Source organism: Acidimicrobiales bacterium (assembly GCA_035533095.1).
Lineage (GTDB): Bacteria > Actinomycetota > Acidimicrobiia > Acidimicrobiales > Palsa-688 > DATLUM01.
This window is the reverse complement of record DATLUM010000141.1, coordinates 23,336-46,200: the sequence shown is the minus strand read 5'-3', so window position 1 is coordinate 46,200 and position 22,865 is coordinate 23,336. Positions and strand designations below refer to the sequence as shown.

Sequence of the window (22,865 nt, the reverse complement as noted above, 5' to 3'; positions counted from 1 at the left end):
AGCCGACGTCGATATGAACCCCCCGCGCCGTGACATCCACCTTGTCGAGCGTGAGCAGCCCGACGGGTACCCGCGTGAGGTGCACCGATATCCGATTCGCCTTGCCCTCCACCAGGAGGTGGTACAGGAACGGGAACGAATGGATGCCGGCGCTCGCGCTCTGGGCGCCGGTGGAGGACTTGGCCCGATCGGCTATCTGATGTTCCGAGTAGACGCGGACACCAATGTCGCCGCCTATCACGATGGCCGCGACGATGAGAACAAACGTAAGCACTACCACCGTGAAAAGGCGCCTGATCACGCCGGGCGACTGTAGGCGCGACCGTTGCCGCGTTCCGGCCACCGGTACCGCCGGCAGTCGGCACGTGTCCCGCCGTCGTAGAGTCCGCCGGCGTGAGCACCAAGCAGTTCGACGGTCAGGTCGCCATGATCACAGGTGGGGCGCGGGGGATGGGCCGCAGCCACGCGCTCGCCTTCGCCCGGCAGGGAGCGGACGTGGCGATCGTCGACATGTGCGAGAACCTGACGAGCATCGACTACCCGCTAGCGACCGCATCCGATCTGGAGGAGACGGTGGCTCTGGTGGAAAAAGAGGGAGGTCGTTGTGTGCCGATCACCGCGGATGTACGGGACGCGGCGCAGATGGAGAGCGCAGCGCATTCGGTCAACAGCGAGCTAGGCCGGATCGACATCCTCGTGGCCAACGCCGGCATCAGCGGAGGCGATCCAATCCAGGCCTCCGACCCCGGGCGCTGGCAGGACGTCCTCGCCGTGAATCTGACCGGCGTCTTCAACTCGATGCGCGCCGTGGCCCCGATCATGATCGGCCGGAAGTACGGGAGGATCGTGACCGTCTCGTCGATGATGGGGCGCGGCGCGACCGGCGGAGTCGGTGCCTACGTGGCTTCGAAGTGGGGGGTCATCGGTCTCACGAAGTCAGCGGCGCAGGACCTCGCTCCGTTCGGTATAACCGTCAACGCGATCGCTCCCGGCAACGTCGACACCCCCATGGTCAACAACGACGCCCTCATCCGCAAGGTGCGCCCCGACCTCGCCGAGCCCACCATCGAGGACGCGAAGGTCTTCCTCGGAATGCTCCACGTTCAGCCCCAGGCATTGCTCGATCCCGCCGAGCTGTCGGCGGTCGTGGTGTTCCTCTCCGGACCCTCCGCAGCGCACATAACGGGTGCGGTGATAGACGTGAGCGCGGGTGCTTCGGCCCGGGTGACGGCATGAGAGCCAAGCCTGAAGTTATTTGACCTGAGTCAAACAATCTCGCTACTCTGGACCTAAGGAGGGTTACCGCATGGGCGCGACCTGGGACACGATCGACCGCTACGTCGTCATCTCCGCCGACACTCACGCCGGCGCCGAGTTGCACGAGTACAAGCAGTACCTGCCCTCCCGGCTGCACGACGAGTTCGAGCGCTGGGCCGCCACATACGTCAGCCCGTTCGACGACCTGATGATCGCGACCGCGAAGCGGAACTGGGACAGCGAGTTCCGTATGTCCGAGGTGGATGCGGACGGCGTATCGGCGGAGATCCTGTTCCCCAACACGGTGCCACCTTTCTTCCCGACCGTGCCGAACATCACCATCAGCCTCCCCCGGACCAAAGAAGATCTCGCGCTGCGCTGGGAGGGGATCAAGGCCCACAACCGGTGGCAGGTCCAGTTCTGCTCACTCGCGCCGAAGCGCCGGCGCGGGCTCATCCAGATCTTCCCTCACGACATCGACCTCGCCCTCGAGGAGATCCAGTGGGGAGTTGAGCAGGGCTGCTTCGGCGGGGTCCTGATCCCCGCGGTGTCCCCGGGCGACCCCGTTGTCGAACCGCTCTTCCACACCCGCTACGAACCCATCTGGGCGCTCTGCCACGACCTGGACATCAGCGTCGTCCAGCACAGTGGAGCGGGTAGCCCCGAGATGCCGATGGACCAGCCAGCGTCGAACGCTGTCCTGATCACGGAGATGGCTTCATGGGCGCAGAGGACGGTACCGCATCTCATTCTCGCCGGCGTGTTCGAGCGCTACCCGCGTTTCCGTTTCGTCCCGACGGAGCAGGGGACGCTGTTCATACGGATGCCGCTGGCGACGCTCGACGCGATGGTCCCGACCCTGAAGTCCTCGGCGGGTAACCGCACCTACGGCATGTTCGGGGGTTCCTCCGTCGACGAGTTGACGCTCGCACCGAGCGATTACGTGAAGCGCAACTGCTACTTCGGCGCCAGCGCGTTCTCGCCATACGAGTCATCGATGATCGACTTCCTCGGCGAAGACCACCTCATGTGGGGGAGCGACTATCCGCACGAAGAAGGGACCACCCCACACTCGCGCGAAGCCATCCGCTGGGCTCTCCATGATCAGCCCGAATCCCGCTGCCGCAAGATCCTCGCCGGCAACGCGGCGAAGGTCTACGGGTTCGACCTCGAGGCACTGACCCCGATCGCGCAGAAGATCGGGCCGTCGGTCGCCGAGACGCACACGCCTCTGGGTGACACCGGTTACAGGGCACCGCTGGCGTTTGCCGGACGCCCGTTCGAGGGGGGCCTCGCCCTCGAGAGGCTGGCGCCCGCACGCAGTTAAAGAGGTTCTGGGAACCTCTTTGGAGGCGGGCAGCACCGTCTCGACATCTTCCCGCCCCTAGCATGACCGGCCGTGAACGGTTCAGAGCGATCACAGCCCGACGCGACCACCGGGTCCTTTGTCGCCGACAAGGCATGGCCCGCCGGCGGCAGCCCCTTCCCGCCGATCGCGGACTACGCGTTTCTGTCTGACTGTGAGAGCACCTGCCTGATCGCTCCCAGCGGCGCGGTGGAGTGGATGTGCGTTCCGCGCCCGGACTCGCCGGCGGTGTTCTCGGCGATGCTCGACCGCAGTGCCGGCTCGTTTCGTATCGGCCCCTACGACGAGATGGTCCCCGCCGCCCGTCGCTACCTGCCGGGAAGCCTGATGCTCGAAACGACCTGGCAGACGCGGACGGGCTGGATCATCGTCCGCGACGCGATGTGCATCGGACCGTGGCACAACCTGAGCGAGCGCTCGCACACCCACCGTCGCTCGCCCACCGACTACGACGCCGAGCACTGCCTCGTACGTACGGTGAAATGCGTCACCGGCACCGTGGACGTGTCGATGTCGTGCGACCCAGTGTTCAACTACGGCGAGTCGTTTCCACATTGGACCTACGAGGGCGAGGGTTACGGGCACCTCGTTGCGACAGGGGACGGCGCCGACCTCGTCCTACGCCTCACGACTGACCTGCGTCCGGGGATCGAGCAGCGAGGAGTCACGGCGAGGACGCGCATGGTCGAGGGCGACACCCATTTCGTGGCCCTTTCATGGTCGGCGCTGCCCGCGCCGATGACCTTCGATGAGGCTGCAGAGAGGATGTGGCGCACGTCCGAGCACTGGCGCGAATGGATCACCCAGGGCGACTTCCCCGACCACCGCTGGCGGAGCTACCTGCAGCGCAGCGCGCTGACCTTGAAAGGGCTGACCTACGCACCGAGCGGGGCGCTTCTCGCCGCTGCCACGACGAGCTTGCCCGAGACGCCGCATGGCGAGCGCAACTGGGACTACCGGTATGCATGGGTACGCGACTCGACGTTTGCACTGTGGGGTCTGTACACACTCGGTTTCGACCGCGAAGCCAACGACTTCTTCTACTTCATCGCCGACGCGTGCAAGGACGGCGACCAGCTCCAGGTCATGTACGGAGTGGGCGGCGAGCGGACACTGACCGAGTCGACCCTCGATCACCTCTCCGGTTACGAGGGCGCCAGGCCGGTGCGCGTCGGTAATGCGGCGTACAACCAGAAGCAGCACGACGTCTGGGGGGCGGTCCTCGACTCGGTCCTGCTGCACGCGCGGTCGAGGGCGCAGCTTCAGGAGTCGTTTTGGCCGATCCTCAAGCAGCAGGTCGAGTGCGCGGCCGCCCACTGGGAGGAACCGGATCGCGGTATCTGGGAGGTGCGAGGTGAACCCCAGCACTTCACCACCAGCAAGTTCATGTGCTGGGTCGCCATGGACCGCGGCGCAAGGCTGGCCCGCATGTTCGACGAGCCCGAGTATGCCGACAAGTGGCAGGTCCTCGCCGACCAGATACACACCGAGATCTGCGAGAAGGGTGTTGACCAGCGCGGGGTGTTCGTCCAGGCCTACGGGTCGAAGGCACTCGACGCGTCGTTGCTTCTCATGCCGCTGCTCCGCTTCCTTCCCCCCGACGACGCGCGGATCCGCAAGACCGTTCTGGCCATCGCGGACGAACTCACCTATGAGGGTCTCGTCCTGCGGTACAAGGTCCAGGAGACCGACGACGGCCTCCACGGCCAGGAAGGCACCTTCGCCATCTGCTCGTTCTGGTTGGTCTCGGCGCTAATCGAGATCGGCGAGGTCGAGCGTGGCGTACGACTGTGCGAGCGTCTCCTGGCCTATGCCAGCCCGCTGGAGCTCTACGCCGAGGAGCTCGACCCGCACACCGGGCGCCACCTCGGCAACTTCCCGCAGGCCTTCACCCACCTGGCTCTCATCAACGCGGTGATGCACGTGATCCGAGCCGAGGACGCCGCCAACTACCCGGTCACCGTGCACGGGTCCACGACGGCGAGCGGTCCGACCGGTCAGATCGCGGACACCCACGACGGACACTCGCCGGCGGACGAACCCATACGCGGCTCCTGAGCGCTCCGGCGGGTGCAGCCTGCCCGCCTATGCACCCACTCAGGCGCTGCCCGCCGGCGCCCACTCAGGCGCTGCTCGCCGGCGCCCACTCAGGCGCTGCTCGCCGGCGCCCACTCAGGCGCTGCCCGCCGGCGCCCACTCAGGCGCTGCCCGCCGGCGCCCACTCAGGCGCTGCCCGGCTTCTGGGTAGGTTAACTATCCCCTCGGCATACTTAACCTACCCAGTTGGGTGCCAACCAAAGCCCTGCCGGGCCAGTGCGGGCGGGGGCGCGGGGCGCTAGCCGGGGTGAGCGGACACCGCAGGACGAGCCGGCGCCGCGCGGGCCCGCGCGGGGCCTACAGCCAGCTGACCCTCGCGGCCGCCAGCGGCTCCGAACCCGACTCGGGCTCCTTGGCGAGTTCTCCGGCGCGCACACGGGCCAGGAGGTCCTCGACGGTCTTGGCGATCTCAGGGGCGACCCCGGCGAGCTCCGCGGCGTCGTTGGGACCGGCCTCCGACGGGTCGATTGCGGCGCCCTCCATCAGCCCCGGCAGGTCTTGGAGGCGTGCCGTCAACCAACCGATCGGGTCCTCGGTCATTGCCGGGTCGAACTGGCGCCTTCCCGGCTCCCACCCCCGGAACTTGGGGTGGTGGTGGGTGCGGTCGTGGCTTCCGGGAGGGCCGGCGACGGTCTCGAGCAGGTCTGCTCGCCAAACCGGCCGGTCGATGACGATCGGCTGCGCCGCGTATATCGACCCGGTGAGCGCCGGCCGCTCGAGAAGCCGCACCTCCAGGCGCACGCCGCGTTCTGCGCCTTCCTGGCCTGGAGCGGGATCTGGGTCGATGAAGTACAGGTCGCCGGCTACGACGCCGACGCGTTCGAATCCCCACGCGTAGAGCACCGCTCCAGCCTACGGGACACCCCGCACCCCGGCACGTGGTAACACAAACCTGTGCGAATCCTGGTCACCAACGACGACGGCATCGACTCCGACGGTCTCCGCCAACTCGCTTGGGCGATGCGAGGGCTCGGGGACGTCACCGTGGTGGCGCCTGACACCGAATACTCGGGATCGAGCGCCGCCCTCGGGTCTCTCAATCGCATGCAGCCCGAGGTGCATCGGGTGTCGATGGACGGTCTGGACGATGTCTGGTCGGTGAGCGGGCCGCCGGCGCTGTGCGTCATGTTCGCCCGCCTCGGAGCGTTCGGTCCTCCCTTCGACTTCGTCGTGTCGGGCATCAACCCCGGTGTGAACGTCGGCCGGTCCGTCTACCACTCGGGCACGGTGGGCGCGGCCTTAACCGCACGCGTGGGGGGCATGACGGGCGTCGCGGTGAGCCAGGCGGTGCACGGTTTCGGGGTCGAGGGGCAAGGGTGGGATGAGATGCTGAGCGACCAGTGCTGGGAGGGCGCAGCAGACGTCGCTGCTGCTGTCGTCGGTGCGCTTGTCACCGAACCTCCTTCAGGCTCGGTGGCCGTAAACGTGAACGTGCCCGACATGACCGTCGAAGCCATGGCGGGCTGGCAGCGCACGACGGTCGGTCGGGTACCTCCGAGAGTGATCTCCGAGGTCGAGCTCGAACCCAAGCTGGGTCACCCGAACAGCTACAGCGTGGTGATGAAGTGGGGTGATGCCGTGTCCCTGCCGGAGGGGACCGACGGGGGAGCGATCGAGCGGGACCTCGTATCGGTCACGCTGCTCGGCAGCCTCACTGAGCGGCTGCGTCGCAAAGCGTCGGATCCCGATCCCGACGAGCACGCGGCTGCGGTCATCGGCCGCGGGCTCGACCAGTTGTTCGAAGGGGTCAGGGCGAGTTGATTCCCATCGCCTTGTTGAACGCCGCGGCCGCGCGGTCGCCGGCTACCAGATCGCGTTGCGCCTGCAGCAGGAGCGACTGATCGTGGGTCTGGACCGCCTGGATGATCTCAGAGGAGCCGTTGAAGTAGTCGTTGATCATTTCCCGCCACGGCGCTGTCGCCGAGCCGCCCGGGTTGGGAAGCCCGGCCGCCGCTGCAGCGTCTTGGTGGAGCGCCTGCCAGTCGGCGATCCACTGCGCGGCGTTGCCGCCTTGGGCGGGGTTGTCGGCTGCCAGGTTCTGCTGGTCCCTGTTCAGGGTGTTGATCGTCCCCTCGTGGTCGGCTAGCCACGCCGCATGCGAGATCGAGGTCGAGCTGCTGAAGATGACGATGACCACGACGTAGACCACGACGAGGACGAGTCCGCCGATGATCGGCCAGCGGATCATCCGCGGTGGCGTGTACGGTCCGACCGCGATCAGCTCCGGCCACGGTGGGCCGGCCACGGCGGCAGGGTCCGGCGGTGCGAACCCCGGGCCGGCCGATCCGCCTCCCCAAGGGCCCGACGGCGCCGAGCTCCAGCCGCCCGCCGGCGCCCCGGAACCCGGACCGGCTTCGGACGCGCCGGCGCCCCAGCTACCCCACGACTCGCCCGAACCACCCCACGACTCGGCCGAACCCCGGCCGCCCGCCGGCGCCCCAGGCTCGGGACCCCCCTCGGCTTCTTCGGGATTTCCTGCCGGCGGAAGGGGCGTCTCGCTCATCGGTACCCCCTCATTGCTCGAGGCTGAACGGCGGGTACTCGTCGCAGACCAGCAACACGTACGCGGTCAGGCGTATCTGCCATCGCACGAAGCCGATCGCGAAGTCCCGCATCCCTTGCGGCCACCGTCCGGTTATCAGTACCGCGAACCATGCGATCAACAGCACCACGCTGGCGGCTATGCCTACGAAGTACACGGCGATGAACTGCGGTATCGCCATGATCGCCCTAAAGAAGACTGTCACCCTGTTCCGCTCGACCGGTCTCGCGCAATAGAGCACTGCCGGGTAGTCGCCGGGATCGACATGTCCTGCTACCGGGTTGAAGCTCGGGTACACGTTGGTCCACGCGTAGAGGTAGCAGGTGACCCGCCACTGGTATCTCAGCACGCCTACCAGGTAGTCGCTCCACGTTTCCGGCATCCTCCCCGTGAACACGATGACGAACCAGCTGATGATCGAAACGAACCAGGCACCGAGCGTCAGCAGCCCGAGCCAGATGTGATGGGGGATGATCAGCACCCAGTTGACCAGCGGCCGCCACCTCTCCACGTTAGGCAGGTCTGCGACGTCTGCCCCGAGCGGGTATCTCGGTCCCATCAACTTCCACCACCTCCGGAAGCGGCTACGTGTTCGGCTGGAGATACGTACGCGGCTGTGCTAGTCGGCTTCGGCGCCACCGAGAAGCGGCGTACGCGGCAGGCTAGCGGGCGTCCTGGCGCGGGCCGCGTCATTCGGGTCTCCCCCCAGACCCGACGAGGGGATCATCGCGCCCGCAGCGCCGGTGATCACCGCCAGGAGCCCGACGACCGCCCCAGTGTGGCTCACCCCGATCGCTCCCACGACGAGCCCGGCTACCGGGATCGCGACCAGGTTCCCTGCGCCGTTCGCAGTAGCGGCCAGCGACATCACACGACCGTGCGCGTCGATAGGTGTTGCTCGCTGCAAGACCGTCTGCATCGGAGGCATGAAGAAGGCCACATCGACACCCCAGACGAACACACCCGCCATCGCGACCGGAAGCGATCGTGTGCCTACATAGACGGCCGCCGCGACCCCCGAGAAGCCCACGGCGATTGCAAGCGCCTTGACCGACACGACCCTCTCCCCGATGCGCGGAAGCAGCATCGTGGTCCCAATGAGGCCGATCCCGAACACGGTCTGCAACCAACCCAGCGTCGCCGGCGACCTGTGCAGCACGTCGCGCACATACAGCGGCTCGATCACCATGAAGGCTCCCCAAGAGCAGAAGACGGCGAACGCCAAACCCAAGGTGCGACGGACGTCCGGTATGCGGCGGGCGAGCTTCCACCCGGCCGCAAGCTCTCGGCCACTGAAACCGCTCCCGCTCGACCGAGCACCTGTACGGGGACGCAACGGCAGCACGCTCAGCGCGCCAACTGCGAATGTTGCCGCGTCGAAGATGAAGGCGGCTCGGATGCCCCACGCGTTGATAGCGAGCGAGCCCGCGAGTGGGCCGAACACGATCGCCGACTGCTCCGCCACACCCATCAACGAGTTGCCCGCGAGAAGCTCTCTCTCGTCGACGAGGCGGGGGATCAGGCTCATCGACGCGGGCCTCCCAAACGACTGGACTGCCCCGGCAGCCACTGCCATCCCCACGAGGGCGCCGTAGCTGCTTGAAGCCGCCATGCCGAGCGCGGTGACCAACCCCAGCACGTCCGAAGCGATCATCACGGCGCGCGGGCCGAACCTGTCGATAGGTGCGCCGGCGAGGGGGCCGAGCGCGGCTCCGGGGACGTTCCAGGCGAGTCCGATCATCGCGATGCCGGCGGCCCCGGTATGGAACCGGTACGCGGCGAAGCCCCACAGGGCAATCAGGGTTGCCCAGCTTCCGATGGCGTTCAGCGCGCCACCCGCGAAGAGAAGGGCCAGCCGAGGCCGGCGCAACAAATGCACCCGTCGACGGTACCGGCGTCGCGCCGCGGCCGCCCCGGATTTTCCTCGGGCGGCTACGAGAAGTGTGCTACCGCCACCACCTTGCCGTCGGTGCCGACGAGTTGGGCCTGCGTGACGTTCGCCATGCCCTCGGGGTCGGGGGTGCTCCAGGTGCCGCTGCCGCCCACCAGGTCAAAAGACCCCATCGTCGTGATGCTCCCGTCCTCGTGGACCACCTCGCACGTCACCGGTCCTGAGATCCCCGTGCCGCGCACCGTCACGGTCAACCACAAGGGCGTGCCGTGTGCCTCGATCCTGCCCACGTCGCGCCCCTGCTGGACGAAGTCGGCCGCAACCTGCGACTGGTTCTGATGATGGCTGGAAGAGCCTGCACCCACCAGCCAACCGGAGATGCCGAAGACGATTGCAGCAGCCGCGGCGACTGCCATGATCACCCCGCGCCGGCGTGTCAACGGCCCGGTGCCGCGCTCGACATGCTCCACCCTGGATAGGACCCGCCGGTCGAACCCGAGAGGCGGTTCCGTGCCGGGGATCAACTCGAGTAGCTGGGAGGCCACGGGAACCATGGCGGTCACCTCGTGCCTGCACTCCTTGCAGTGCTCGACGTGAGCGCTGACCCGGCGGAGTTCTTCGCCCCTCAATGTTCCAAGGGCAAGCTCGGCCAGGGACTCACGCGCAACGTCGCAGTCGGTGTCAGCCATGGTCCACCTCCGACGGGTCGAGCGCAGCGCGAAGCTTGGTCATCGCCGAGCGGATCCTCGTCTTGGCCGTCCCCAACGGGATCCCCTCCGACTCGGCCACCTCGTGAGCGGTGAGCCCATAGACGCCGGCCATCACGATCGCCCGTCCCTGTTCAGCGGGCAGGTCGCGGATGGCTCTTCGCAGTCCGCCCGCGGATTCCTCTCTGAGAGCCCACGCCTCCGGCTCGTCCGCCCCGGCTCCTATCAGGCGCACGAGATCGGACGGATCGAGCGGGGTCGCCTTGCGGCCTCTCGTCGCGTCGATCGCGAGGTTGTGCGCGATGGTGGTCAACCAGGTGCGCACCGAGCCCCGCCGGGGATCGAACGCGGGAGCTGCCTTCCAAGCCCGGATGAATGCCTGCTGCGCCACGTCCTCGGCGAGCGTCGGGTCGCCCACGACTGCAAGAGCCACTCCGTACACCTGTCTCTGGAACCGCCGGACGAAAGCCAACCCGACATCCGGTCCACCAGCGGACAAACCGGCCAGGAGGGCCTCGTCGGCCATCCGATCAGCGGGAAGTCCGACGCGGGCCACGACCAATGATACGAATGGGCCTTGTTGCTGGATCTTCATGCAGGCCTCTTTTCCGGCGAATTGAACGTCCCCGGTAGCCCTGGGAACGTATAAGTGGTGGCATGACAGTCATAGAGCCGGATGGCAGTCCCACGAGCGACGCCAGGTCGCGGAGCGTGTCCACGTCGCCCGCGCTGTGGGCAGGACGGGTTGTGGGTGCCGGCCTCTTGGTGTGGATGGGCTGGATCCACCTCCACCTGTGGAGCGAGGGTTACAAGCACATCGCGACGGTGGGACCTCTCTTCATGGCCAACTTCGTCGCCGCCATCACCGCAACCCTCGTGCTGCTTGCAGTCCCGACGCGCCGGCTCGTCGCGGCAGCCGCGCTCGCCGGCGCGTGTTTGGCGGTGGGGACGGCGCTCGGGCTTGTACTCAGTATCAACGTCGGCCTGTTCGGATTCACCGACTCGTGGAACGCCCCCTTCGCGCACTTGAGCCTCGCGGTCGAGATCACTGCCGGTGCTGTTCTTCTCGTCACCGCCGCCGGCGCTCTGCTCCGCCAAAGGCGTGAACCTCTTTAGGCCGCTACCCCAGGGGCGCTAGGGCTACGCCGAAGCGCAAGGGCTGGTGCCGGCGACCTTTCGAAACAACTCGCCGACGACGGGACTGTACGGCCTCGGTGACGTCGCCTCCGCGTACGAACCGATGGCCACCAACGCGGGGTCGGTGGCAAGAAGGTGGTCGACGGCTTGCACTTGGCCGGTGACCGCCTTGGACCAAGCCGACCCCCTCGCCCCAAGCTTGTGGACAGGGTTGACCTCGAGCACGTGTGCACCGACGGGCAGGTTCCTGATCACAGGGTCGACGGCCGTGCACGGGTTGGCGTGCTGCAACCGATGCACGATGTTGCGCCAGTCGACCAACGACGGGTCCCGGACCGGCCCGGTCGGAGTGACGTAGACCATGCCTTTGGGCAGGTAGTGGTAGAGCACGGCGAGCTGCTCCGTCTGGGTGACGACCACGACGTCACCAGCGGCGAGCTGCGGGTATGCGGCGCGCGCCACGGCTGCCACATTGCTCTTCGCGTACGGCGCGCTGGGGTTGGGCAGGAGAGAACCGATGAAGCTCCAGCCGGCCAGTAGAGCGCACGCTGCGGTCAGAACCCTGCGACCCGACACCGACGGTGCCATCGCTCCCGCGGAAGCGACCAGCAGCGGCGCGACGATCACGGCGAGGTAGCGCACCGTCCAGGACGGTTCGAGTTCGGCACCGAGGAAACCGATCACGCCGGTGAGCAGCCCGACCGCGGACAACGTCCCCGCCATGCGGCCTTCTGCCTTCGACCTCGCCGACCGCGTGTACCAGGCCCCGAACGCCAGCAACGGGGCGATGGCGAAGTTCAAGGTTCCGCCGAGAGCCGCCGCCTGGTCGGCGAAGAAATTCCCGATGTTCGGTCTGACAGCCCACGGCGCCGCCGTGAGCCGAGCCTGGTCGACGAAGTAGGGGAACCAGGGGAGCCACAACGCTCCCACCGCGCACCCGCAGAGCACGACCTGGCCGGCGAGCTTCCTGTCGCCTTGCTTCACCGCCCTGCCAGCGATCACAGCGGCTGTCGCCACCGTGGCATAGATACCCCAGTTGTGCGTGTAGAGGAGCGCCGCGTAGGTGAGCACTGCAGCTATCGCGTCGCGCTTGCTGCGATCGCGCGCAGCCCGGACGGCGAACGTCAGGCCCAGAGTCACGAGGACGATCAGGAGCGTGTACATCCGCGTCTCTGTCGAGTACCAGCCGAGGAAGGGATTGGTGGCCATCAGCGCCGCGGCCCACCGCCCGGCGCGCCGTGAGAAGAGCGTGGACCCGGACCAGTACGCGAGCGGGATCGTGGCGAGCGATACGAGAAGTGGCAGGAAGTGTGTTGCGATCTCGGAGCTGCCGAAGAGCGCCATCCAGTAATGGAGGAGGAAGTAGAAGAGCGGCGGGGACCCGTCCCTGGTCAGAAGCGACGGGATCTGCCCGACGTGATGTGACGCGATGCCGACGCTGATTCCCTCGTCGATCCAGTACGCACGGCCGATGTTCGGCGCGCGCAGGGCGAACGCGAGCGCGACCAACCCCGCGACGAGGACCCTGTCCGGCGAGACGATCCGCCACCTGAGTGGCTGGCGCGCGGCGTCGGGCCGGGTTGTGCCGTCGGCGTGGGTTCCTTCGAAGTCCAGGCCCCTCGGGGCCCCTGGCTCGGTGGCCGTCACCCCGCCGGCCGTCACCCCGCCGGCCGTGACCTCAGGGGCCGTCACGCTGCCGTCCCGCCGGCGCAGTTCGGAGGCACCGTCAAAGGCTAGTGGCTACGTGCAGGCGTGACGACGCAGATCGTCCAGGTCGACCCATTCCAGGGCCCTGATGTGCGTCGCTTCGAGCACCACCTCGGGCGCAGCATCGGCGTCCAGCGCATCCTTCCAGCGGGGAGCGCAGAGGCACCAGTGGTCGCCGGGTTGGAGGCCCGAGAAACCGGGTTGTGGGGTGGACAGGTCGTTGCCGGCGTTCTTGCTGAACTCCAGGAACTCGGCGGTCACTCGCGCGCACACCACGTGTACCCCCAGGTCGTCCGCTCCCGTGTTGCAGCACCCGTCGCGGTAGAAGCCGGTCAGGGGATCGAAGCTGCACGGCGCCAGCTCCCCGCCGAGGACGTTCTTGGCCACGCCCCATTTGAGCACAGGATCCCCGCCGAGCTGCGGGCGGGCACCCCAGGACGGCCGGCGAGGGCAGACTATGGGTGTGAGGATCCTCATCGTCGAGGACGAGCTTTCGATGGCCAACTCCCTCGCGCGCGGCCTGGAGGCGGAGGGCTATTCGGTCGACGTGGCCCTCGACGGGGAGGAGGGCCTCGCACGAGCCCGTCAGCGACACTACGACGCGATCGTCTTGGACTTGATGCTGCCGAAACTCAACGGCTTCGCCGTGACGACCGCCCTGCGCGCCGCCGGCGACCGGGTCCCGGTGCTCATGCTCACGGCGAAGCAGGGCGAGTTCGACCAGACGGAGGCACTCGACACGGGTGCCGACGACTTCCTCTCAAAACCGTTCTCGTACCCGGTTCTGCTCGCGCGTCTGAGGGCTCTCATCCGCCGCGGCGGGGCGCCGCAGGGCGCAGTCCTCGTGCACGGAGACCTTCGACTCGACACCCGGGACCACCGGTGCTGGCGCGACGCCGAAGAGATAACCCTGACCCCGCGCGAGTTCGCCGTGCTCAGCTACCTGATGCACCGCCCCGAGGAGACGGTTTCCAAGACGGATCTGCTTGAACATGTCTGGGACAACGCCACCGAGCGGGACGCGAACGTCGTGGAGGTGTATGTCGGATATCTCCGGCGCAAGCTCGATCGTCCGGGCCGTGGATCGCACATCGATACGGTGCGCAGCTACGGCTACCGCCTGTCTGCAACTTCGGGCACCTCGGGCGGGTCCCCGGGTCCTGCAGCCGAAGTTGCTGCCCCCAACAGGACCGCGCGATGAATGCCAGATTGGTCAAGCGTTTGGTCTCTAGGGCGCGCGGCCTGTTCGGGACCGTACGTGTGCGCGTGACGTTCACCGCGGTGCTCGCGGTGGGCTGTGCCCTTGCGGTGTCCGCCGGCATCATCGAGGTCAGCCTCACGCGGGAACGCCAGCACGTCCTTCTCGCGACCGCAGAGGAGCAGGCGCGGGTCGTCGTCGCCATGAACCCCGAGCTGGCTCCGCCCTTCCAACTTCCAGCGTCGCAGACCCTCGAGTCAGGCTTGGTGCAGGTGCTCCATTTCGGGAGGGTGGTTGCCGCCAGCCGCCCCCTGCGGAGCAAGCCGCCGCTGTGGCTCCCCGGCGACCCCCAGGTCCAGACCAACGACTACATTCTCGCCGGCCAGGCCCGCGACGTGCACGTCGTGTCGATTCCGGTGAGCTCCGGAAAAGTCCGGGGTTACGTGGTCGTCGTCACGTCGCTCGACCAGTACGACAAGAGCCTGGTCTACATCCAGCGGCTCATGGAGATCGGCATGCCGGCGCTGCTAGTCGTGGTCGGCCTCATCTGCTGGCTCATCGTCGGCCGCGCGCTGCGCCCGATCGAGGCGCTTCGTGCGGAGGTGGCGGAGGTGGCCGCTGTGTCGGGTGCCCACCGCGTTCCCGAGCCCGCCACCGACGACGAGGTCGGTCGGCTGGCGCGGACCCTCAACTCGATGCTCGAACGCCTCGAATCCTCGGCGAAACGAGAGCGCCGCTTCGTCTCCGACGCTTCCCACGAGTTGCGTTCGCCGATAGCGAACATCCGCACCGAGATCGAGGTCGCTCTGCACCATCCCGACCGCGCCGAATGGAGCAAGGTCGCCTCGGAAGTCCTGGCCCAGGACGAGAGGATGGCCCACCTGGTCGAATCACTGCTCATCCTCGCCCGTTCCGACGAGGGAGGAATCGCCGCAGAGGCAGCCTCCACCGCAACCGATCTTTCGGCGGTGGCAGAGGCCGTCGTGTCGGCCGCGTCGGCCGAATCAGCGCGCGCCGGTGGGCCGCGCATCACTTTGCATTCCGTGCCGGTGAACGTACGAATGCCCGCCGTCTACCTCGAGCGCCTGGTCGGGAATCTCGTCTATAACGCCTGCCGTTACGCGCAAACCAGCGTCGACGTGAAGGTGGCCGTCGACGGCTCTTTCGCGGTTCTCGAAGTGCGCGACGACGGCCCCGGGGTGCCCGCGAACGAGCGGGGACGGATCTTCGAACGCTTTGTCCGCCTCGACGAGGCCCGCGACCGCGTGCAAGGCGGTTTCGGCTTGGGGCTGGCCATCGTCGCCGACTTGTGCAAGGCGTTCGAGGGAAGCGTGAACGTGGGCGACGCCGGCCCCGGTCGCTCGGGCGCTGTCTTCACCGTGCGGATCCCGGTGTCTCGCGTTCCCGCCCCGGAAGCGCAGCTGGGTTTCGTCAGCGCGCTGTGACCCCGGAGGCGACCTCCAAACAACCGTGCGCTAAGGCGTGGCGCACGTGGTCGCCGGGTTGCCGCGCAGCGAAGCGGACAGCGCCAGCGGGCCGGCCAGGGAGGCTTGAACACTCGTCCAACCGCCGGGCGCGGGCCCCACGCACCCGGCTCCGGTGGTGATCGACCAGAACGCGGTGTAACGCACGCGGACCGTCAACGGTCCGGGCTTCTGGACCTCGAGCACGAGGTGGTCGGGTTCGAGAGTCGTGAGAACCGCTGATCCTGTGACGAGACCCGGGCTGCCGTTGACGCGCCAGAGCTGCCAGTGTGCGGTCCCCCAGACCGGCACCAACGATCCGATCTGTCCCGACTCCAGCAACCTCCCCTCGGCTTGCGCTGCGTAGTCGAGCTGTGCGTTCGGGAGGGCGACGTAGCTGACACCCTCGTTGTCGAGCCACGCTTCGTAGGACGCTGGGGTAAGGGCGCCCTGCGTGTAGAAGAGCGGGTTGTCAGCGATGTCCAGCTGGCGTTCCCAGCCGCGCGCGAGGGAGATGTACGGCGCAACGTATGCGGATTCCCAGTGCTCCAGCGTCGGCGGGATCTCGACGCGCACGGGTCCCGGGGTGAGCGTGTGGATCTCGCTGATGAGCGGTTGGTAGAAGGATTCGCTCACGGAGGGCGACGCTGCTGGGGAAGTGACGATCTTCTGGCCGGGTGCCCACTGCCACACGGCGAAAGGCAGGACGATCGCGACCGCGAGGAGGCGTAGGCGGGGGCCGAACTCCACTCGCCGGCCGCGGAGGATCCTCTCCGTGAGCTTGGACGGGCTGAAGCGCGCTACAGCGGGCCCGTTGGCCGTCAAGAAGCAGGCGAGCAGGGGGACGCCGATGGCTCCGGCTAGCCGGGGGGCGTTGCCGCCCAGAGGGTTCGGGACGACGAAGGAGAAAAAGGAGGCCGCCGCGTAGATGAGCGCGCCGAGACGCACGGCGGGTGTGGTGCGGACGAAGGGGGTCAGCGCGGTGAAGCAGAGCAGCTCGGTCACGACAAGTCCCTGCCACGGGAACGGGAACGGCCCGTCTCCGGGGAACAGAGCACCCAACGCGAAGATCACGCCGAGGCTCACAGCGGCGGTCGCGATGATCCATCCGCGCCGCGAGCTGCCGCGCGCCGCCCATGCCAGGCAGGCCATCGCGAGGAACGCGGCGGCCAGCGGGGAGAAGAGCGCAGCGACCACGCCGAGAGCGACAGCGGTCCGCCGTTGCCCTTTTTGGAGAGCGATCAGAGCGACCAGGCCGGCGGCCTCGCCGGCGAGGAACGGGAGCTGGCCGATCATCACCGGCAGGACCGTCGACACCGCGAAGTACCAGGTACCGAGGGGTCTCGAACCGAAATGCGCCCGGATGACCCGGTCGAATGCGAGGGTGGCGATGGCGGCCGACGCCACGGCCACGACCTGGATTCCGAGCAACGACGCCAGCGGCGGGAACAGCACGCTGTAGCCGAGCGGGAAGTTGCCCCCGTACCACCCCGCGTCCCAGATCATCAGCCCGTGCGTACGGAACATGGTCACCCGGTAAAGCTGTGCGGCCTGGTCGACGCCACGCCAGCCGAGCAGCCATACGGAGGTGGCCAGCAGGAGTGTCAGCACCGCCGGCGCGAGCGCCAGGGCTTGCTCCTGCCACCAGATCCGGCTTCTCGGTCCGGGACTCGCCGGCGCGTGAGTTGGGTAGGTGAGGGCCATGATTGATCGGGGTGCCGGGAATTCTACCCGCCGGGGCGGGCCGCGGCCCGGGCGCGTACGTCCGTTGATACCGTCGGTTGCCCCCCGTTGCGCCACGCATGCTCACTGACCCTCGCGCTCCCGCTCGTCCAGCTTCCGACGCGCCCGGGGCCGGATCGCCGTCGCGGCGCCCTTGGTACCGGCGAAAGAGGTGGATCGCGCTCACCGTGGTCGTCGCGCTGCTCAGCCCGGTGGCCTATTCCTACACCCGGGCCCTGACCGGGCCGGGTACGGACGCCCTCAGCATCAGGTCGGTCGAGTGGCTGCGAGGCCACCATTTCCGCTGGCTCGTCAACGACGTCGAGAACTACTGGTACAGCCACCACCAACCCAAGAAGGGGGGAACCCCGAGCCGGGTGCTGCGAGCCCAGGTGAGCGCAGGTCGCCAATCTCGTGGCGATTTCGCCGCCCCACCCAGGGTGGTGTTCCTACCACCGCCTTCGCCGGTGAGGCCCTACGTGGCGGACGCCTTGCCTGGCGAGGGCCTATGGCGGCCGCTCGGCACTCCGGTCAAGGGGATCCCGGCGATGTACGCCACCTACCTCAGGCCGGACGGCGTGCACACCAGTCTCGTGGCCGCGCTGGCGTGGATCGACCCGAAGCTGGTCAACGCGGTCGGCTACGCCGGAGCTGCTGAGCCAGGCGGATCCGGCTGGACGAACCAGCTTCCGATCCCCGACGCGGTACGGCCGGACCTGCTCGCAGCATTCAACTCAGGCTTCAAGATGCAGGACTCTCGAGGCGGCTACTACGACCACGGTCGGTACGTGCGCCCGCTGCGCGCCGGCGCCGCGACGATGTGGATCGACAGCAACGGGAATCTCGATGTCGGCGAGTGGGGCCGCGACGTCACCATGAGCCCGGACATCGTGTTCGCCCGCCAGAACCTCGACCTGATCGTCGACGGAGGGCAGCCGGTGCCAGGCGTACAGGACAACAACCCCGTCCAGTGGGGCTTCACGGTCTCGAACAAGGTGATGGTCTGGAGATCAGGGATAGGCGTTACACCCGGCGGAGCGCTGGTGTACGCGGCCGGTCCCGGTCTCAGCGTCGCCACCCTTGCGGATCTCTTGTCACGAGCGGGCGCGGTGCGCGCCATGGAGCTGGACATCAACACTGCGTGGGTCGACTTTTTCACGTACTCGTCCGCCCCGCCGGGGATGCCTGCGGCGGATCTCACCGTGACGAAGCTCCTCGTCAACATGGAGCCGTCGCCCTATCACTACCTCACCGCGAGCAGCCGCGACTGCATCGCCCTGTTCGGTCGCTGAGCCTGGCAGCATCACCGGGCATGTGCGGCCGCTACACGTCGACCTCGACGATGAAGGATCTCGCCGCGATCTTCGATGCTGAAGAGGTGAGAGCCGAACCGCTACCAGCCCGCTACAACGTCGCGCCCACGCTCGATGTGTACGCGGTTGCCGTACGCGAGGGCCACCGGGCGCTGGGTACGTTCCGTTGGGGCCTCGTGCCGTCTTGGGCAAAGGACCCCGCCATCGGAAACCGGATGATCAATGCGCGAGCCGAGGGGATCGACACCAAGCCGGCTTACAGGGCCGCACTGGCGAGGCGACGCTGCATCATCCCCGCCGACTATTTCTACGAATGGCAGCGGCGGGCGAACGCGGACGGCAAGCCTGCAGGGAAGCTCCCTTATGCGGTCCACCGCCTGGACGGTGAGCCGATGGCGCTCGCAGGTCTCTGGGAGGTGTGGCGCGACCGTTCGGATCCGGACTCGCCACCGCTGAAGACCTGCGTCATCATCACTACCGAGGCCAACGACCTCATGTCGCCGGTCCACGATCGCATGCCGGTGGTGCTCGGGCGCGAGTCCTGGCAGCGCTGGCTCGACCCGTCGACAGAAGCGGATGAGGCCAAGGCGTTGCTGGTCCCGGCGCCGTCCGATTGGTTTGAGCTGTTCCCCGTGAGCAGCAGGGTCAACAACGTGCGCAACGACGGCCCGGACCTCCTAGAACCGCTCGATCCGCCCCCCGGTGTCAGATCCTGACTTTCCCCCAGGCCGCCAGGATTTCCTCGGATCCGAACACCTCGAACGAGTCCTCGGAGATCTTCTGGCGGTTCCATAGCCAGAGGAAGAGACCGGACGCAGGTCCGCGCAGCGCAGTCTCGGCCTTCTTGTGCTCGCGGATTGCCGCCACCGGCTCCGCGTCGAAGTCGACCCACCATTCGCCGTCTTCGTCTGTGGCGTGCAGGTGCAGGGTCCCATGCAGCGCGTCGGCTGCGCCGCGTTGACGGAGCGCCGGGAGCATGTCGCACAGCATCTCGTCGACGCCTTCCACGGCCAGAGCGGGATCGACGGGCCGGGCCGGGATACCGGCGGCTGCTTCGATGTCGTGGCGGTGGACCGCGGCTTCCAGCGCCTGGCGGCGGTACCACCAGCCGGCGGTCTGAGGTGAACCGGGCCGGAAGTTCCAGCAGGGCGCGTCAGGGCCCTTGTCCCTGAACGCCTTCAGCATCGCCTCGAAACCCTCCCGCCCCCACACCCTCACGTCAGTGCCGGCTGGAGCCTGCGGCGGCGACATCCCGCTGTCCGGCTCGCCGGCCTCAACCACCGCCGCGACCCAACGTTGGATACCGCCGAGGTGGCGTACGAGGTCCTCTACCGTCCACTCGGGACAGGCGGGCACCTTGCGGTCCGTATCCACCGTGTCCGCCACGTCGAAGAACCGCGAACCCTCGGACTCGACTGCCCTTAGGAGCGCCTCGTGATCCACCGGTCGTCGCCCTAGGAGTCGTGGCGGGGGAGGGCCTTGGCGATGTCCGCCGCGATGCCCGCGCCATCCAGGCCGAGCTGGGCGAGGATCCGGTCCGGCTCGCCGTGCGGGATGTACGCGACCGGTATGCCCAGCACGAGCACCGGCGGTGTCGCTCTCGTCTCGAAGAGGTCGCCCATGGCGTCGGTGATGTACGAGCCGGCGCCCCCGGTCCTGACGCCGTCCTCGACGGTCACGACGAGCCGGTGGCGTCCCGCGTCGGCGAGCATCGCCGGGTCCAGCGGCCTGAGGACACGCACGTCCCAGACAGTGGCGTCGACACCGTCGACTACGAGGAGCTCGGCTGCCTCCTCGGCGGCCTCGAGCATCTTGCCGACCGCGAGTATGCAGACCGAATCGGGTGCCTCGGCGTCCCCGCGGCGGACCAGTCGCGCCTGGAGCCCGGAGCCCACCTGGTCGGCAGCGACGTGGCGGGCGGCCGTGCGCGGCCACCGGATGGATGCCGGGCCCGACAGCTGCAGCGCGGTTTCGAGCATCACCGGGACCTCTTGCGCGGAGGAAGGCGCGAACAGCGTCATGCCCGGCACCTTCAGGCACAGGGCAATGTCGAGAACCCCGTGGTGGCTGGGCCCGTCCGGCCCTGTTATGCCGGCGCGGTCGAGCGCGAACACCACCGGGAGCCCGTGCAGGCCTACATCCAGGTTCACTTGATCGAACGCCCGGCTTAAGAAGGTCGAGTAGACGGCCACGACCGGGCGCAGGCCTGCCATCGCCATGCCCGCGGCGGACGTTACGGCTGTCTGCTCGGCGATCCCGACGTCGAAGAAGCGGTCGGGCCACCTTCCGGCGAACGGGAGAAGCCCGGTCGGCCCGGGCATCGCCGCGGTGATGGCCACCACGTTCGGGTAGCGCTCTCCTATCGACAGCATCGCCTCGTTGAACGCCTGCGTGTAGCCGCGCGGCGCGGACCAGCCCTGTGGCGGACCGACGACGGGGTCGAAGACGGGCGCGTCGTGTAGGCACTTCTCGTCGTCGTTTTCCGCGGGCGGGTAGCCCCGGCCCTTGTTGGTGAGGACATGCACGACGATGGGGCCGTCGAACGAAGCGGCCTGCGCGAGGGCCAGTTCCATCCCGGCTATGTCATGGCCGTCGATCGGCCCGACGTAGCGGACCCCGAGCGCTTCGAAGAACGCCGGCGGCTCGATGATCTCCCTGACTGCCGAGTAGAGACCTTGCAGGCTGGAGTATGCGAGATTCCCCACCCTCGGTAGGTCCCGAAGCCCCTCCTCGATCCTGGACCGCACCGAGCGGATGCCAGGGTGCAGCCTCAGCTTGGTGAGGCTCTCCGACAGGCGGGAGATGGTCGGCGCGTAGGAGCGCCCGTTGTCATTGAGGACGACCACGACCCGGCTGCCGCTGTGACCGAGGTTGTTGAGACCCTCGAAGGCCATCCCGCCGGTCATCGAGCCGTCGCCGATGACGGCGACGACCCGCCTGTCGGGGCTGGAGCTGCGAGCGACGCCGGCGGCCATCCCGTGGGCGTAGCTGAGGATCGTGGAGGCGTGGCTGTTCTCGACCCAATCGTGGACGGATTCCGCCCTCGACGGGTAGCCGGACAGCCCTCCCCCCTGGCGGAGGCTGGCGAACATGTCCCGCCTGCCGGTGAGGATCTTGTGCACGTACGCCTGGTGGCCGGTGTCCCACAGGAGGTTGTCCCGCGGGGACGAGAACACCCGGTGAAGGGCGATGGTGAGCTCCACGGCCCCCAGGTTGGAGCCGAGATGTCCCCCTGTGACCGAAACGGCCTTGACGATGAACGCCCGGATCTCGGCGGCGAGAGCGCTCAGCTCCTCGTAGTCGAGTTTGCCGAGGTCCGTCGGGGAGTTGATCGACTCCAGCAGCACCTGCCGAGGGTACCCCCTCCCGGGAGTGGTCTGGACTGCGCCTGTCATTGGTCGCGCCCCGCCACGAACTCGGCGAGCTCTCCCAGCGAGGCCAGAGCCTCGCCCTCGAACGGCAGTTGAGACAGCGCCGACGAGGCCTCGCGGGCCAGGCGGGCCACTTCGCCTTCGACGGCGGCACGGGCTCCCGAGGAGTCGATGACGTCCTGGAGCTGGCGGATCTCTCCCGGTGCCAGATCGGGCGCGCCGAACCGTGATGCGAAAAGCTCTGCATCCTGCCCCGCCGCTCGTGCCGCCGCGAGGCTGGCGAGCATGGTCGGCTTGCCTTCCCTGAGGTCCTCGCCTACGGGCTTTCCGGTGCGGGCCGGGTCGCCGAAGACTCCCAGCAGGTCGTCACGCAGCTGGAACGCCTCCCCCAAGGGCAATCCGAACCGCGACAGTGGCCCCTTCAGCTCCGCGAAAGCTGAGGGAGCCGCCATGGCTGCTCCGAGATGGAGGGGTCGCTCGACGGTGTACTTCGCGGTCTTGTACCGGATTATCCGGCGGGCCCGTTCGATCCCCTTCTCTCCCGCCAGGCCCGACTTGTCGGCAGCACCGAGAACGTCGAGGTACTGGCCGAAGTTGACCTCGAGCCGCATCTCGTCGTACACGTCAGCGGCCTCGCGCGGGGCGCCGGACAGCAGCCGGTCGCCGTACACGAGGGCGAGGTCTCCGGTCAGGATGGCGACGCCGGCGCCGAACCTCGCGGCGTCACCGCTCCAACCCATGCGCCTATGCCTTTGCGCGTGCTCCACGTGAACGGTGGGTACCCCGCGGCGCCGGTCCGATCCGTCGATCACGTCGTCGTGCAGCAGAGCCGCGCTGTGAAGCATTTCGAGGGCCGCGCCGGCGTCGACCACCCTCGGGTCCTCCGCGTCGCCGCCCGCACCGACGAAAGCCCAGTAGCAGAACGCGGCGCGGAGTCTTTTCCCCCCTGACAGTACGGACGAGGCGAGGTCCGACAGAGGGACCGCCAGCTCCTCGTCCACCTGCGCCCACCGCTTCGTCTCGCGGCGAAGCAAATCCTCGAGCCGCTTCTCTACCAGCGGCGCCACCTTTCGCGAAGCCGGCGGTCCCGCCGG

The 22,865-nt window shown here is 67.9% G+C and carries 22 protein-coding genes; 9 read left to right on the top strand and 13 right to left on the bottom strand.

The window, feature by feature from the left end:
* Positions 1 to 301: LmeA family phospholipid-binding protein (locus VNF71_16745; protein HVA76203.1), on the bottom strand; the 301-nt coding region annotated here is incomplete at its 3' end.
* A gap of 92 nt (positions 302 to 393) precedes the next feature.
* Here VNF71_16745 and VNF71_16740 point away from each other — a divergent pair.
* From VNF71_16740 to VNF71_16730, 3 genes are all read left to right on the top strand, one after another.
* Entirely contained in the window at positions 394 to 1,236 is an 843-nt protein-coding gene (locus tag VNF71_16740; GenBank protein ID HVA76202.1) for a mycofactocin-coupled SDR family oxidoreductase, read from the top strand.
* 70 nt (positions 1,237 to 1,306) lie between these two features.
* Positions 1,307 to 2,584, top strand: coding sequence for an amidohydrolase family protein (locus tag VNF71_16735; protein ID HVA76201.1), 1,278 nt, complete (start codon positions 1,307 to 1,309; stop codon positions 2,582 to 2,584).
* Between the two features lie 72 nt (positions 2,585 to 2,656).
* On the top strand, positions 2,657 to 4,681 hold the full coding sequence (locus tag VNF71_16730) for a glycoside hydrolase family 15 protein (GenBank protein HVA76200.1): 2,025 nt from the start codon (positions 2,657 to 2,659) through the stop codon (positions 4,679 to 4,681).
* A 336-nt stretch (positions 4,682 to 5,017) separates the two neighbouring features.
* Here the strand turns inward: VNF71_16730 and VNF71_16725 are convergent, their stop codons facing one another.
* Entirely contained in the window at positions 5,018 to 5,563 is a 546-nt protein-coding gene (locus tag VNF71_16725) for a hypothetical protein (protein ID HVA76199.1), read from the bottom strand.
* A 51-nt stretch (positions 5,564 to 5,614) separates the two neighbouring features.
* Here VNF71_16725 and VNF71_16720 point away from each other — a divergent pair, with 51 nt between their 5' ends.
* The gene (locus VNF71_16720) at positions 5,615 to 6,481 is read left to right on the top strand and encodes a 5'/3'-nucleotidase SurE (protein HVA76198.1); all 867 of its coding nucleotides are present in this window, start codon (positions 5,615 to 5,617) and stop codon (positions 6,479 to 6,481) included.
* On the opposite strand, the gene VNF71_16715 is transcribed toward VNF71_16720, so the two are convergent.
* Genes VNF71_16715 through VNF71_16695 form a run of 5 tightly spaced genes read right to left on the bottom strand, consistent with a single transcriptional unit; the run spans position 6,468 to position 10,416 of the window.
* On the bottom strand, positions 6,468 to 7,223 hold the full coding sequence (locus VNF71_16715) for a hypothetical protein (protein ID HVA76197.1): 756 nt from the start codon (positions 7,221 to 7,223) through the stop codon (positions 6,468 to 6,470). The genes VNF71_16720 and VNF71_16715 overlap by 14 nt on opposite strands.
* A 10-nt stretch (positions 7,224 to 7,233) precedes the next feature.
* Positions 7,234 to 7,821, bottom strand: a complete 588-nt coding sequence (locus VNF71_16710; GenBank protein ID HVA76196.1) for a DUF4389 domain-containing protein — start codon at positions 7,819 to 7,821, stop codon at positions 7,234 to 7,236.
* Between the two features lie 60 nt (positions 7,822 to 7,881).
* Positions 7,882 to 9,141 carry an MFS transporter gene (locus tag VNF71_16705; GenBank protein ID HVA76195.1) on the bottom strand — a complete coding sequence of 420 codons (1,260 nt, stop codon included), beginning with the start codon at positions 9,139 to 9,141 and terminating at the stop codon, positions 7,882 to 7,884.
* Positions 9,142 to 9,194: 53 nt separating this feature from the next.
* Positions 9,195 to 9,842, bottom strand: a complete 648-nt coding sequence (locus VNF71_16700; protein HVA76194.1) for a zf-HC2 domain-containing protein — start codon at positions 9,840 to 9,842, stop codon at positions 9,195 to 9,197.
* Complete coding sequence (locus VNF71_16695) at positions 9,835 to 10,416, bottom strand: sigma-70 family RNA polymerase sigma factor (GenBank protein HVA76193.1); 582 nt, start codon at positions 10,414 to 10,416, stop codon at positions 9,835 to 9,837. The genes VNF71_16700 and VNF71_16695 overlap by 8 nt, the downstream gene beginning before the upstream one ends.
* 101 nt (positions 10,417 to 10,517) lie before the next feature.
* Between VNF71_16695 and VNF71_16690 the strand changes: the two genes are divergently transcribed.
* Positions 10,518 to 10,976: a hypothetical protein gene (locus VNF71_16690; protein HVA76192.1), complete on the top strand. Its 459-nt coding sequence runs from the start codon at positions 10,518 to 10,520 to the stop codon at positions 10,974 to 10,976.
* Between the two features lie 24 nt (positions 10,977 to 11,000).
* On the opposite strand, the gene VNF71_16685 is transcribed toward VNF71_16690, so the two are convergent.
* Positions 11,001 to 12,689 carry a glycosyltransferase family 39 protein gene (locus VNF71_16685; GenBank protein ID HVA76191.1) on the bottom strand — a complete coding sequence of 563 codons (1,689 nt, stop codon included), beginning with the start codon at positions 12,687 to 12,689 and terminating at the stop codon, positions 11,001 to 11,003.
* Positions 12,690 to 12,737: 48 nt separating this feature from the next.
* Positions 12,738 to 13,181: a DUF2237 domain-containing protein gene (locus VNF71_16680; protein HVA76190.1), complete on the bottom strand. Its 444-nt coding sequence runs from the start codon at positions 13,179 to 13,181 to the stop codon at positions 12,738 to 12,740.
* On the opposite strand from VNF71_16680, the gene VNF71_16675 reads away from it, so the two are divergent.
* Together VNF71_16675 and VNF71_16670 are read left to right on the top strand one after the other, a co-directional pair.
* Entirely contained in the window at positions 13,168 to 13,905 is a 738-nt protein-coding gene (locus VNF71_16675) for a response regulator transcription factor (GenBank protein HVA76189.1), read from the top strand. The genes VNF71_16680 and VNF71_16675 overlap by 14 nt on opposite strands.
* 65 nt (positions 13,906 to 13,970) lie before the next feature.
* Entirely contained in the window at positions 13,971 to 15,347 is a 1,377-nt protein-coding gene (locus VNF71_16670; protein HVA76188.1) for a HAMP domain-containing sensor histidine kinase, read from the top strand.
* Positions 15,348 to 15,377: 30 nt separating this feature from the next.
* Here the strand turns inward: VNF71_16670 and VNF71_16665 are convergent, their stop codons facing one another.
* Entirely contained in the window at positions 15,378 to 17,069 is a 1,692-nt protein-coding gene (locus VNF71_16665; GenBank protein HVA76187.1) for a hypothetical protein, read from the bottom strand.
* Between the two features lie 206 nt (positions 17,070 to 17,275).
* Here VNF71_16665 and VNF71_16660 point away from each other — a divergent pair, with 206 nt between their 5' ends.
* A complete protein-coding gene (locus VNF71_16660) occupies positions 17,276 to 18,379 on the top strand; it encodes a phosphodiester glycosidase family protein (protein HVA76186.1) in 1,104 nt (367 codons plus the stop codon).
* A 20-nt stretch (positions 18,380 to 18,399) separates the two neighbouring features.
* Complete coding sequence (locus VNF71_16655; GenBank protein HVA76185.1) at positions 18,400 to 19,116, top strand: SOS response-associated peptidase; 717 nt, start codon at positions 18,400 to 18,402, stop codon at positions 19,114 to 19,116.
* Here the strand turns inward: VNF71_16655 and VNF71_16650 are convergent.
* From VNF71_16650 to VNF71_16640, 3 genes are read right to left on the bottom strand one after another with little or no spacing between them, the layout of a single operon-like run.
* Complete coding sequence (locus VNF71_16650; GenBank protein ID HVA76184.1) at positions 19,106 to 19,843, bottom strand: maleylpyruvate isomerase family mycothiol-dependent enzyme; 738 nt, start codon at positions 19,841 to 19,843, stop codon at positions 19,106 to 19,108. The genes VNF71_16655 and VNF71_16650 overlap by 11 nt on opposite strands.
* 11 nt (positions 19,844 to 19,854) lie before the next feature.
* Positions 19,855 to 21,747 carry a 1-deoxy-D-xylulose-5-phosphate synthase gene (gene dxs, locus VNF71_16645; GenBank protein HVA76183.1) on the bottom strand — a complete coding sequence of 631 codons (1,893 nt, stop codon included), beginning with the start codon at positions 21,745 to 21,747 and terminating at the stop codon, positions 19,855 to 19,857.
* A 44-nt stretch (positions 21,748 to 21,791) separates the two neighbouring features.
* Entirely contained in the window at positions 21,792 to 22,838 is a 1,047-nt protein-coding gene (locus VNF71_16640; protein ID HVA76182.1) for a polyprenyl synthetase family protein, read from the bottom strand.
* Between the last annotated feature and the right edge of the window lie 27 nt (positions 22,839 to 22,865).